This is a genomic window from Vibrio rubrogenes, from assembly GCF_059641415.1.
This window is the reverse complement of record NZ_JCARSY010000052.1, coordinates 1-14434: the sequence shown is the minus strand read 5'-3', so window position 1 is coordinate 14434 and position 14434 is coordinate 1. Positions and strand designations below refer to the sequence as shown.

Below are 14434 nucleotides of genomic sequence, written 5' to 3'. Positions count from 1 at the left end.
GGGAAAAAAGGATTATGTGTGAACGTCAAAGATCCCCGTGGTCTGGAGTTCATGAAAAAGCTCACTAAAACAGCAGACGTCTTTATCGAGAATTATAGACCCGGAGCTCTAAGCAAGCTAGGCTTGGGGTACGATGCTCTGACAGAAGAAAACCCAGGCTTAATTTACTGCTCAATATCAGCCTACGGTCACACCGGGCCAGACTCCGAGCGCGCAGGATTTGGTTTAATTGCAGAGGCAAAAAGCGGCGCAATGGATCTAATTGGCCAACCCAATGATGTACCGCCACTGATGAGAATGCCAGTCGCCGATATGTATGCGGGTAGCCATGGCGTTTCTGCCGTATGTGCTGCTTTATTCAGTCGCCATACAACTGGTATTGGCCAACATATTGATATTGCATTGTACGACTGTATGGTATCGATGCATGATTTCGCTGTTCAATTTCACACGCTTAGTGATGGGACTGATGTTGTAAAACGAAGCGGTCATCATCTACCACAATCTACTCTCTATGGTGTATTTCCAGCCTCAGATGGTGCCTTAGTTATCGCTGCACAAGTGGACGATGTTTGGAAAAAACTAGCCTTCCTAATCGGTGGAGAAGTACTTGCAAACGATGATAGGTTCCAGACAGCAGAAAATCGTAATGCAAACAGTCAAGCCGCTGTTGACTTAGTCAAAAGTTGGACCAAAAACCGCACCGTAGCAAACTGTATAGCGAGTCTTGAACAAGCAGATATTCCTCATGCCCCCGTTCAAAGTATAAAGCAGGTCCTTGCTGACCCACAAATTCATGCTCGGCGAATGATTATAGAGCAAGAACACCCTGAATTAGGCACCATTCTGATGCCGAACGTCCCTTTCAATTTCTCTAACATTAAGCCCCAAGTTTTAAACATAGCCCCGGAGCTCGGCCAACACAATCAGGATATTGCTCAAAGCCTTGGTTACTCAGATGAAGAAATTCATAACCTAAACGCTGACGGTGTTTTATATCAAGCCCCCTTAAATAACAAGACTAACTGATCTCAAGGAAGTACATTTCGATGGAAAGTATTCCCCATTTAATCTTCAATTTACAGAATAGAGGAATTACCCTGACTCTAAAGGATGGTGCTCTTGCATATAGAGCACCAAAAGGTACTTTCACAGAACAGGACAAAACAAACTTAAGTCAGCACCGAAGTGAGATCATCTCTTATTTAGCTGCCTTAGCGGCGCGGCTTGAAGCACCGACAACTCTGGAAAAATCAACAAAGGTAGAACCTTCTGCATTACAGAGGCTTTGGTGGAATTGGTATGGCTTACCAGAACGACAGCTAAATCAGGAAAGACTACCGCTGATTCAGCTTTATCGGAACACTAGCCAAGCACAATTGGAAGCTGCAATCCGACAACTTATCTCACGCCATAATACCCTCAGAACATCATTTCATGAAAGTGATGGCCAATTAAATATCACCATGAATGACGCTGATTCATTCTTCATTGAACACCAGAAATATACACCTGTTCAGTCTGAGCCAGAGCAAGACACAGAAAAAGCGTTGAAAGCATTAGCAAAAAAATTTTCAGAAGAACAACTTCCGCTCAACGGTCAGTGGTTACTCCGTGCCAGAATAGTACATCTTTCTGAAAGTGATTTTTTGTTATTGTTTGTTTTCCACCATATCATCGTGGACGCTGCATCTCTTATGTTGATCATGTCCGAGTTAGACACTCTCATATACAACAAAACATCAGACACATTACCTGCGGCAATACAGTTTAATGACTATGCTGAATGGGAAAGGCAGTGGTTAAGCAGCCCGGAACGACAACCCCTAATAAACTATTGGAATCAGCGTCTGCAAAACTTATCTCCCCTAACAGCTCCAGAAACTAAAGAGGTGTTGAGTTGGCGGCCTGGTACCAAAGTCGATCACCAATTCACCATTGAGGGTCATGTATTAAGGCAGATTAATTCATTTGCGGTAACACACAAAACTTCACTCTTCAATGTATTACTAACAACCTTCGCTTTGACCCTGTCACGCTGGTCAGGTGCATCAAAATTTCCGATTCGTTGTGTTGGGGATTTACGTATTTCACCTGCTTTGGCACCAATCATTGGTTACCTGGTCTGCAGTGACCTCGTTGAAGTCGTTGTACCTCCGGATCACGATTTCATTTCTATGTTGAAATACAATGAGATCGAATACCATAGTGCAATTAAGCTCAGGGTGCCTACGATGCTCCGACACCCGCTACCAAGTGGTGCAAGCGGTATTGAAGACCCCAGACACATTGCAACAGGCATGAACATGTTTACCATTCGTCAACCTGATGCCAAACAGGAATCAGAGATTGAGAAACACGAATGGCCTCCAAAAGTGACTCGTTCATGTGGAGAACCCTGGCCGATACTGTTGCCATCAATTTATTTCCGACTGCTGGACTATGGACATGTCATGCACGTCTCTCTTGAACTCAATGATGAACAACTCTCATCACGAGAACAGCAAGCTTTACTCGATACTTTCTTCGGGACGGTAACAGAGTTCCTACTTCAATAACGAGAAAAAGCACCCCAGATAAAAGGAAAAATCATGAAAGCTTTATTAAGTATGAAATCTGGAGGCCCGGCTAGCCTTGAAGTATGTGACATTTCTGAGCCTGTTTTAGGCTGTGGGGATGTATTAATAAAAGTCATATCTTGTGCCATTAATTACCCTGATGTCCTGATTATTCGTGATTTATATCAGGATAAACCGCAACGACCATTTATTCCCGGTTCAGAGATAGCAGGTATTGTTGAGGCTGTTGGTCCCAATGTTCAGCGTCTGAAAGTCGGTGATCATGTATTTGGAGCAACAGGTAATCAGGGGGGATTGGCAGAGAAGATTGCTTTACCTGAAAAAGACTGTTACGTGTTTCCTGCCGGGAAGTCTTTTGAAGAAGCTTCAAGCCTACTTTTAACTTATGCAACCGCTTATTACTCATTAAAAAATCTCGCCCAACTAAAACCTGGAGAAACACTACTAGTCCTTGGTGCTGCCGGAGGAATTGGACTTGCAGCAGTAGAACTCGGAAAGGTCATGGGAGCCCATGTGATTGCAGTAGCATCTTCAGAAGAAAAATTAGCACTGGCCTATCGCCATGGCGCTCATGCCGGCGTGGTATGCGCCCAAAACATCGCGAGTAAGGAAGCGTCGAAAAATTTTAAAAATCAGATGCAATGCATTTGCGGTGATCATCCTCCTGACGTAATCATTGACCCTGTTGGCGGAATGTATTGTGAACCAGCTTTGCGGACAATTGCCCACCGTGGTCGCTATTTAGTCATTGGGTTCACAGCTGGTATTCCTTACATACCAATGAATTTGATTTTGCTAAAAGCATGTCAAATCTTTGGTGTCCTCTGGGGGAAATTTATAAGCGATGAAACTGAGTCCAATCACCAAAACGTTCTGGAACTGATATCGTTATGGCAAGAAGGTAAAATTAAGCCTTTTATTTCAGAAAGTTTTTCTCTAAATCGTGCCGGAGAAGCAATAGAACACTTATTCAATCGCAAAGCCATGGGGAAAGTCGTCGTTACAATGAAAAATGCTGAGAGCACGAATTTGCCGGTCTGTAACTAAAAATTCTTTCAGACTTCCTAAAACTTTCATCGCATATGAAACCTTCAAAGTGCGATGAAAGCCCAGGAACACCATTGAGAAACTATGATTGTTCCAGTTGCATCTGTTCAAAGCATCTCAACATTCGGGTCACATCCGCCTGTTTTCCAGTAAATAATTCAAATGCCCTAACCGCCTGATGGATTAACATGCTCAGGCCATCTAATGTAGGACACCCCAAAGCCCTTGCAGCTTTCAAGAGCGGCGTTTCTGCGGGGGAATAGACCACATCAGCAACCCACATATGGGAAGTCAACAGGTTTAGATCTATCACAGCACCTGGATACTTGCATGTACCTGTTGGCGTCGCATTTACCACCCCTATAGTCGTTTTGATTTCAGCTTTTGAAGGCTGGGAGATCAAAACTTCCCGTTCTGGGAAATATGTCCTAAGCCTATCAGCGAGTTGCTGAGCATTCGCATCGACTATATCAACAATTGTCAATCTCTGTACGCCAAGTTCCAACAGACTAAATGCGGTTGCAGCCCCCACCCCACCTGCGCCAAATTGTATAACTCGTTCTAAATTCACATGATGCAACTGCCTAATGAAGCTTTGACGAAACCCCTCAGCATCCGTGTTATAACCAACTCGTTTTTTATCTTGGAAGCAAACTGCATTTACCGCGCCTATCGCTTTTGCTTCAGGGCTCAGTTCGTCTAACAGAGGGATCACAGACTGCTTACAAGGAATCGTAATGTTCAATCCAGAAAAGTGGGAGCGCTCTGCCAGTTCTAACAATTCAGGTAGCCCTCCTGTTTCAGGATCATCTAAATCGAGCAAAGAATAACAACATTGAATATTCTGTGCAGCAGCTTCAGATTCATAAAGAATAGGCGACAATGAATTTCCAATCCCCGCACCAATTAATCCCAACTGATACACCGTTGACGCCATACCTTTAATATCAGTCGACATAGAACTACCCAGCTCATTGATTAACATATACTTCACCCTATAAAGCCCATCATATTCATCGTTGAGCGGAAAATTTCCCTCGCATGTTGATACTCATTTTTGCCCTCGTGCGTAGGAACTTCCAATGAAATTTTTGTCCCTTCATTCAACGATGCTAACAATGCTTTTAAAGGCAAAGAGCCTTGTCCAGGAGCCAAACGTCCTGAGCGCGCTTCTTGTAATAAAGCTTCCGGATTATCTGGAACTTGCTCCTCGATAGCATCACACAACTGTACGGAATGGATAAAATCGGGCGCACGTAGTATATCTTGGACGGTTCCTCCGGTACGGGATAAATGAAGAGCATCTATTAGTATTCCCCCATTTGTTTGCCCAGCCGATGTCACCACCTCTAATGCATCATCAAAAGTCTTGACCGCTCGCCAAGCCATATATTCCAACTCCACACGAAGTCCGTAAGGTGCCGATAACTCACATAAGCGAGCAAAATTTTCTGTTAAACGTCCCCGTTCAGGGTCATCACCACATACATAAAGACGTTGGGCGCCTAGAGCACCAGCGGTATCAAGCAAACCTTGTAAATCAGACGGTTTGAAATGCTCCCCAATACCGATAAATTCAATATCATTAATACAAATACCTTCATTACTCAAACGACGTTGCATGTCTCGGCATTGTGTTGAACCTTCCGCCAACTCATAAAATACTGATCCAGAAAAAGCAGGATACAACCGCAAACCAATATAAGAAAAACCGGCATTCGCAGCCAAGCTAACCAATTCAAGCGGCGGAACATTTAGCACAGACAGATGAGCAAGCGCCAACTTTGGTGCATGTGTAAGATTCATAAGTCAATTACTCTTCTTGTTAATTAAACATCATTACGACCTAAATGCCGGGCGACCAAGCCCGCAGGTACTGTTTCGGTACATTCGGCTCAACGCCACATTCAACAGCAGCACGAAAGGGAAAATATGGATCACGCAGAGATTCTCTTGCAAACAACACAATGTCAGCATCACCTCGACAGATAATATCTTCAGCCTCTGTTCCAGGTGTAATCATCCCTACCGCCCCGGTAGCAATACCAACATCACGACGGATCCGGGCGGCAAATGGAACCTGATATTCTGGTGCGAATGGTATTTTCGCTTCGGCAATATTCAGCCCGGAGGAAGTATCAATAAGATCCACACCATCGTCTTTCAGCCACTGAGCTAATTGGACACACTCATCAATATCCCAACCTCCGGGAGCCCAATCTGTTGCAGATAAACGCACAACTAACGGTAACGGAACGGGCCATTCCCTCCTGACCTCTGCAACGACCTCACGCAATAACCGCGCTCGATTCACCAAAGAACCACCATAATCGTCTTCTCTCTGGTTCGATAATGGCGAAAGAAACTCATGGAACAGATACCCGTGTGCAGCATGAATTTCAATAACATCAAAACCAACGGCTTTCGCCCGTCGTGTTGCTGACGCAAAATCTTCAATAACTTTTGCAATGCTGTTTTTGTCCAATGCAACAGGGATGTTGTAGCCCTGTTTAAATGCTAATGAGCTAGGCGCGTAAGTTGTCCAACCACCAGATGCCAAGGGCATAGGGTGTCCACCGACCCAAGGTAAATTCGTACTCGCTTTACGCCCAGCATGTGCCAATTGAATTCCAAACACAGTATCCTGTGCATGTAAGAAGTCCACAATACGTCTCCAGGCAGCAGCCTGTCGGTCATTCCATAGCCCAGTACAACCATGCGTAATTCGTCCTTCTGGTGATACTGCGGTTGCTTCTGTAAATATTAGTCCTGCACCACCAATGGCACGACTCCCCAAATGTACTAAGTGCCAATCATCGGGTACGCCATCTTGTGCGCAATACATACACATTGGAGATATAGCAATACGATTTTTTAAAGTGACATTGCCAAGTTCAAATGATGAAAAAAGCGACACATTTATTCTCCATAGCCAATTTATTGATGTAAAAATGATAAGACTGCTCATCAACTGTTTATGTCTTGATGAACCATTCCCGGTCTGTTATTCCTTCGATTGAAAACCCACTTGAGTCTGATCAGCATCCATACTACCCGTTAGCCAATAACGTTGACGATCAAATGGATATGTGGGAAGACTGATATACTTTACCTTCTGATTTTGACGCAGTTTTTCCCAGGAGATATGACCACCTTGCACCCAGTGCAACATCAATTTCTCCATCTGCCTTTCAGCGATCAAAGACTGTGCCATCACCTCCCCCGCTTTTCCTAAAAGAAGGTTTCGCAATTCAGGTTGATCCTGCACATTCCCGGCTTGCATAGGTATGTCTGGCTGCTCCACATAACCTGAACCCAGATCATCCATTGATACTGAAGCTAAGTAACGGGATAAGCCCAGACGCAATTCATCGACACTACTAACCAACAGTGATAGTCGACAATCCATCTCCTCCCGGCCGGTCTGCAAAGTATGAGCAATATTGGCCAACCAAGTCTGTGGCTCCCCAACATAGGATTTTTGATTCGTGTCCAGATACACCAACATATTACTTACCATTTTTTGTAGCTGAGATTTTGTTTTGGCAGAAAATACAATAATTTCATTATCTTGTAGAACAACAGAGGATGTTATATCTAAATCTAAGTTTTGAACTGCTGGTAAATATTCTTCGAGTATCAAATGTGCATTTGCGCCTCCGGCACCAAATGAACTTACTGTTGCACGCCGAGTATCATCTTTAGGTTGTTGCCAATCTTGACAATGGTCCAATAAATAGAAAGGCGATGCCGAAAATTGAATATTTGGATTCAAGGGAGTCGCTTTCACTGTAGGAATCATCGTCCGATGTTTCATCTGTAGGATAACTTTAGCAATTTGTGCCATACCTGAAGCTGCTTCTGCATGACCAATATTCGACTTCACCGTACCTATTGGACAGCTTCCCTCTTTAACCCCAGCCTTCGTAAATACTTTATTCAATACTTTAAATTCAACCGTATCACCAAGGCTGGCTCCATTAGCCGCTGCCTCTACATATTGAATTTTGTCAGGGCTGAGATTTGCCCGTTGGAAGTTAGTCTCGATCAACTCGCTCTGAGCTTCTGGATTCGGTGCATAGAATCCTGTCGAATGACCGCCATGGTTGATTGTTGAAGCCTTAATTACTGCCTCGATCCGATCCCCATCTTCGATCGCACGATCTAATGGCTTGAGTAAAACAGCGCCTACACCTTCGGATGGCAGATAACCGTCACCATGACTGAAACTGCGACTATCTGGATGACTCCCCATAATTTGAGCCTGACTCAATCCAACATATTTCAGAGGATGTAGAGAGAGATTCACACCACCAGCGATGGCAATTTCACAATCACCGCTATGTAAGCTCTGGCAGGCTAGGTGTAAAGAGGTCAGTGAAGAAGAACACATGGTATCAACTGCAACACTAGGACCTTTTAGGTTAAAAAAGTAAGACACTCGGTGGGCAATCGAATTGTAAGATGACAATAAGGTTGCTGTCTGCTCATGTATATTCCCTGCGAAGGTGCCGTAAAGCTGGTACATCGCTCCAACGAAAACACCGACACGAGAATGATAATCTTGTTTCAGCTTATCCCTCGTATAGGCCGCGTCCTCTAACAGATTCCATACAGTTTCCAGAAACAGCCGCTCTTTAGGATCAATATATGCTGCCATGTGAAGGGGAATATTGAAAAACTCTGGATCAAACTGATCCACCCCTTCAATAAATCCCCCTACATCACAATAACTCTTGCCCGGGATATTTTTCCGTGCATCATAGTAATCTTCAGCATTCCAGCGCTCCTTTGGAACCGGTGTAATCCCATCATACCCTGCACGTAAATTCTCCCAAAACGTCTGCAAATCAGGAGCACCCGGATAACGCCCTGATAATCCAATGATGGCAATGTCAGAATTTTGAAACTGACGGGAACGTGTAACCCAATCTGGTTTTGTCTCTGGTAAATCAGAAGCACCAACAGAACTATGATCATTATGCTCTGGTGTGACGGTTTCCAGTCCCACTTTCGGGTTTCTATCTGAGCTAGCCAAAAGGCTGGTGGCTGCTGGAACGACATCGGTTACCTGAGCCTCATACTCCAAATCCTGGATCACATCACTGAGAATAAAATCTGTTAAATCCTGAATCGTCGAATAATCGTGGAACAGTGTAGATGCCAGTACACAATCCAAATCTTTTTCTATCAGTAATCGCAAATCGACCCCAAGCAGTGAATCAAGCCCAAGGTCAAACAAACTCGCTCGTTCGTCGAGCTGACCGTCTATTTTTAACATTTTGCCAATTACTTGATGTAAATACTGTTTCAGGAGCATCTGACGTGCTTCACCAGATAACCGTCCTAACCTAGCAAGAAGGCTCATACCTGAAGATTGGCTTTCAGCTGTTGGGGCAACGGATACGGGGTGTTGACCTGAGCTGGCAACATCAATAACCTTACTCAACAGCTGACGCAAGTATGGCATCTTATCGCCATCTATTGAGATCTGACGCTTAAGAGGTAACACGGCAAATTGAGGATTTGTGTTAGCAAACAGCTGCTCTATCACCCGGATGCCTTGTTGAGGAGGAATCAAACCAAGTAGAGACGTTTGTTCATTTGCAAGTCCTGATTCCAGACCAGCCGCGAGACCTATTTCGGACCACCCTCCCCAGTTGATTGAAGAAGCCGCAACTCCCTGGCCTCTTAAATACCATGCAAAACTATCAACAAAAGCATTTGCAGCAGCATAGTTTGCTTGCCCCGGATTACCCAATATCGAAGCAGCGGATGAATAAATTACGAAAAAATCAAGTGACTGCTGGCGTACAGCTTTATAGAGTGACAACGTTCCAGCAATCTTAGGAGCAAATACTTTAAGGTAGTTATCCCATGATTGCTGAGCAACAATCCCATCGGCTAAAACACCGGCTGAGTGAACCACTCCCCTTAGCGGAGGTAAACCGATTAATCGTTCATTTAACTCATCGGCAAAAGTATGCTCTTCAGCAATGTCTACAGCTAATGGATAGATAGAAGCCCCCATATCCTCGAGAGACTGGATTGCAACTTTACTGTTATCTGAGAGGCCAGCACGACGCCCTACCAGAATGAGATGACGGGCTCCCTGACGAATAATCGCTTTCGCTGTTTCTAAGCCGAGAGCACCAACTCCTCCCGTAATCAGATAAGTACTCGACGCATCGATATGAATATCTTGAGACACCGCCAGTTGACTGGGAAGAATACGTGCAATAAAACGTCGACCATCGCGTATAGCAAACTGGCATTCATCTTGTTGCTCCAATACGTTTAGCACGGTTGAAAGTGCAAGGTTTCCAATTGAGTCATACGACTCAAGGTCAATCAAGTTTGCATGCATAGCATTTTCGTTGATGAAACTCAGAACATGTCCCCACATCATTGCAGCTAAAGGCTGAGAGGGTGTTTCATCATGAACTGGCTGGCTACCACATGTCAGAAAATTCAATGTAGTTTGTCTACGTCGCGGGTCTAGTACCGACTGACATATCCACAACGGATATTTAGCATAGTTCGATAATTTGTCATCGTAGTCACCTTGCCCCAAAACATCTGATTGAGTGATCGACCAACCATAAATCACCCCAGTTAAAGTATGCGTTCCCTGTTCTACAGCTGCGAAAACCTCGTGCAAATCCGCTGCACTTTGAAGAGATATTTGCCGATGCTGAGAATGAGTAGGTTGATTCAAACACACCACCGAGACCAAATCCCCCCGGGAACTCAGTTCTGTTTCCAGTGCATTACACACAGGGCCTTGGTCAGAAAAAAATAACCAATGGCGCGGGGCTTGATTCAGTGTTTCCTCGGTATCATGGCTGATCACATCAACGTCATCGGGTAACCATTGTTTATCATATAACCAATCAAGACAAAGTGGTGCTTCGATAGTTTCAGCTTCCTTGTAAGGGGCTGTTTCAAATCGGTCGATTGTCATGACACACTCACCTTGAGAGTCAAACAGAGTCAGAGAAGCGTAGCTGTTCCCTGTTCGCTCGAGTGAGTTGATAGGAAAGACTTCCACTGCACACCATAGAATTTCCGGTAAGGGTTTAAACAAACGGATACCCCGAATCTGTGAAGGTACTCGAACTCCTTGTTCGCTGTTCTGAACGGATGCAGCTGCAATGGCCTGCAAACAACTATCTAACAAGATGGGATGTGCAATATATCCTTCTAAAGACTGATCCACAGTTGGCGGTAACGCTATTTTCGCCAACGCGCAATCTGACCCGCGATAGATTTCGAAAATACCTTGGAAGTCATCCCCATAAGTCAGACCATTCAACGCAAGACCTTGATAGAAGTGACGTATAACAATCGCGTCATTACACTTATCCTGATACTTAAACAGGCTTATATCATTGAGTGCAAATAATTGTGTGCTGGAAGAGAGTCTTGCTCTTACATTCTGTTGCCAATCATTTGAGTGCTGTAATTTACTGTAAACTGCAACAGTTCCCGCTTCAGGATTCACATGGCAATATATGCTGATGGGAGCATCGCCAAGTATACACTTATGTAACAAGTGTAAATCATCAATCCATAGCGTGTGCTCTGGCCAACACCAGCGCCCGGCTGCCATAACAATATCAACAAACAAACTGACTGGTACAATTGATTCACCAAGAATTTGGTGTGCCGAAAGATAAGGCATTCGAGCCGGCGATAACTCGCCACTAAAATTACGCATACCCGAAGGGCAAGCAAATACCGTTTTTAACACTGAGTGCTCGATTTGCTCTTCATCTCGGATACCAGAATGAAAGAATGATGTCTGTAATGCCATTTCAGACCGGACAACTGTAGAAGGCAAGGTTTGATCAAATGAGTACCCCCATTCAGTCCATAGACTTTGCCGCTGAAAAGGGTACTTTGGTAAACTCATTCGCTGTCTTTGACAATTCTCATATACCCGTCCCCAATGTAGGTTATAACCAATCATGTAGCACTGAGCCAGGAATCCTTCCAGCTGCATCGTTACATCACGATTTGTTTGCCCATATACCCATTGAAACAGCCTTTCCTCCGGGCCATCAGTCATTGTCAGAGAAACACCTTCATTCAGTAGTACGCCACAATAATCATCAATTCCGTGCTCACGACTAAAGGTTGCAGCCAAATCATCAAATTCCAATTCACCCGTTATGTACGATTGTTCAAAACATTCTTGAGATAGCTCGGTATCGTTTCCGGCAACACCAACAAACTCATATCGCTTACGCCCCAGAGAAATATCTGCTGTCACTTTTCCTGACGCAAGAATATGAAGTAGTTCCTGCCATCCGACCAGACCAGCCACACTGGCTGCTACATATTCACCAACGCCAACGCCGGTAATACGACTCGGAGATAACCCCAGATGTATCAATAGTTCTGCTAATGCCCAGCGATGTATTGCATGAGGCAACACATTTTCTGTCTGTTCTGAAGTATAAAATAACGCTTCAAAATCAGTCAGTTCGTGTGGATACCCCAATGCTTGCAGGTGGCTGTATGCTTTCTCAATGGAAGATCTATACTTCTTTTGAGTACTGTACAAGTGATAGGCTAGCTGCCAATCAACATTTGCCTGTCCAGAAATGACCCAAAGTGATGGAACTTTCTCGGATTCCAGAGATAGCTCATCTCCCCCCGTCACTTCAATATATTCTTCCAGACAAGCCTTTAAGTCACCGATGTTTTTTACAGAAAATGCAAGCCGATAAACCCCATCATTTCGCCCAGTTGCAGCCGTAAAACACAAGGAAGACAAATCAATGTCAGATTCTCGAGCAAGGAAACTAAGATATTGTTTAGCGTAATCACTCAATGCAGTACTTGAACGTGCAGCTAAGCGGAAGATTTCACCATCACTTTCTGTCGGTGAGTCTGTTATGCCGTGATATGACTCCAGAATAATGTGGGCATTCGTGCCGCTGAAACCAAATGAACTGACTCCCGCAAACAAAGAACCTTCAGTTGCCAATGCTGTGGGCTCGGTAACGATTTGAAGCATCTTTTGATCCACTTTTATTTGTGGATTCAGTTCATTGAAATGAAGGTTTTTAGGCACTTTCCGGTGACGGATTACCTGCATTGCTTTGTGTAATCCTCCTATACCTGCCGCAGCTTCCATGTGGCCAAGATTCGATTTCAGAGCACCAATTTTGAGAGGAGATCGATTGATGCCAGACTGAATACTCCCTCGGCTTTCATCTTTTGAGCGACTTGTATTGTGAATATACGCAGCTTCGATTGCACGAACTTCGATTGGATCTCCGAGCGCTGTCCCTGTGCCATGACACTCAACGAATTCTACCCTGTCAGGAGAAACACCCGCATCAACTAAAGCTGCAGCAATCACTTTTCGCTGCGCTTGACCACTAGGGGCTGTCAGCCCCTGACTACGACCATCGTGATTAACTGCAGACCCCCGAATCAAAGCATAAATCTGATCACCATCTTGCAATGCACGACTAAGACGTTTCAACAAAACCGTTCCACAACCCTCAGAACGAACATACCCGTCTGCACTGACATCAAAGGTCCGGCAATGACCACTACGTGATAACATTTGTGAACGACACGCAACCACACTACCTTGTGGTGACAGAATAAGGTTCGCCCCTCCAGCAATAGCAGCATCGCACTCCCCTCGGCGTAATGCCTGCACTGCAAGATGCACACTGACCAAAGATGAAGAACAAGCGGTATCTAATGTCATAGCAGGCCCTTCCAAACCATAGGTATAAGAAAGACGACCTGCAGCGCAACTACGGGCAGTACCAGACCCCACATAGTAGCTAGCTTTATCTAACGGTCCTTGTAACTGACCATAATCATCACTCATTAGCCCAACATAGACCCCAGTGCGACTCCCTGAAAAACTGTCAACCGCATATCCAGCATCTTCTATCGTTTCCCAAACCATTTCCATGAGAAGTCTATGTTGAGGATCCATATGTTTGGCTTCTTCAGGAGACAGACCAAAGTGAGCAGGATCAAAGCGATCAATATCTCCGAGCAACCCCATAGCATCACTATAGATTCCCCCGGCTACATGCGGATCATCCGTGAAAAAACGAGACATTGGCCAACGTTGGTCATGCATTGTTTCAATACAATCACGCCCTTGTTCCAGAGCTTCCCAAAACTGTTCCAGTGACCCAATGCCGCCAGGATAACGGCAAGCAGCTCCGACAATAGCAACAGGCTCTTTGTGCATCTTTTCAAGTTGCTGGTTGATAGCTTTTAATCGTTTGATTTCATTCAGGCTCTTACTGAACAATTGCTTTGTGTCCTGCATTGGTTTAGTTTCCTGCAAATTTTTATTAGTCATTTTCTAACTCCCTTTCCAGCATCTGGGAGAGCTCATCAATTGTCACATCGTCCTCATCTAGTTGAGCTGACGAATCTAATGACAACCGATCCATTACATAATCAGTGAGGGTAAATAAGTTGGGGTAATCGAAAATAATGTCGACATGAAACTCAAGCCTGAATGCTTCACCCACAAGACGACTGAAGTCAACTGCGGTAATCGAATCCATACCACAATCAAAAAATGGCTGCACATCCTTCACCTGATTTAAATCAATCTTGAGGAAATTACTCAAAATGTGCCTGATAGTCTGCTCTACATAATGTCGTTGCTCATCTGTGGATAAACCATAGAAAGTTTGATCGAACATGCTTCTATTCTTTTCACTGACAGTATTCCTCTGATGCTCACCAGACATGCTCAAATCAGGAACACCCGCAGATGATTTTTCTTCCGGGTTAATCAAAGGTGCATCCGC

8 protein-coding genes are annotated in these 14434 nt (G+C 44.5%); 3 read left to right on the top strand and 5 right to left on the bottom strand.

The features are described from left to right. The 3 genes from AC55NX_RS19505 to AC55NX_RS19495 form a co-directional block, all read left to right on the top strand. Positions 1–1029: CaiB/BaiF CoA transferase family protein (locus tag AC55NX_RS19505; RefSeq protein WP_496997246.1), on the top strand; the 1029-nt coding region annotated here is incomplete at its 5' end. A 20-nt stretch (positions 1030–1049) separates the two neighbouring features. After that, entirely contained in the window at positions 1050–2558 is a 1509-nt protein-coding gene (locus AC55NX_RS19500; RefSeq protein ID WP_496997245.1) for a condensation domain-containing protein, read from the top strand. A gap of 33 nt (positions 2559–2591) precedes the next feature. Beyond that, on the top strand, positions 2592–3626 hold the full coding sequence (locus AC55NX_RS19495; RefSeq protein ID WP_496997244.1) for an NADPH:quinone oxidoreductase family protein: 1035 nt from the start codon (positions 2592–2594) through the stop codon (positions 3624–3626). An 82-nt stretch (positions 3627–3708) separates the two neighbouring features. On the opposite strand, the gene AC55NX_RS19490 is transcribed toward AC55NX_RS19495, so the two are convergent. The 5 genes from AC55NX_RS19490 to AC55NX_RS19470 all read right to left on the bottom strand — a co-directional run. After that, positions 3709–4611, bottom strand: coding sequence for a shikimate dehydrogenase (locus AC55NX_RS19490; RefSeq protein ID WP_496997243.1), 903 nt, complete (start codon positions 4609–4611; stop codon positions 3709–3711). Positions 4612–4616: 5 nt separating this feature from the next. Next, positions 4617–5432: a sugar phosphate isomerase/epimerase family protein gene (locus AC55NX_RS19485; protein ID WP_496997242.1), complete on the bottom strand. Its 816-nt coding sequence runs from the start codon at positions 5430–5432 to the stop codon at positions 4617–4619. 40 nt (positions 5433–5472) lie between these two features. Beyond that, positions 5473–6543 (bottom strand): NADH:flavin oxidoreductase/NADH oxidase, encoded by a 1071-nt coding sequence (locus AC55NX_RS19480; RefSeq protein WP_496997241.1) that lies wholly within the window; start codon positions 6541–6543, stop codon positions 5473–5475. Between the two features lie 87 nt (positions 6544–6630). Next, positions 6631–13974: an SDR family NAD(P)-dependent oxidoreductase gene (locus AC55NX_RS19475; protein WP_496997240.1), complete on the bottom strand. Its 7344-nt coding sequence runs from the start codon at positions 13972–13974 to the stop codon at positions 6631–6633. Further along, positions 13967–14434: acyl carrier protein (locus AC55NX_RS19470; RefSeq protein ID WP_496997239.1), on the bottom strand; the 468-nt coding region annotated here is incomplete at its 5' end. The genes AC55NX_RS19475 and AC55NX_RS19470, both read right to left, overlap by 8 nt.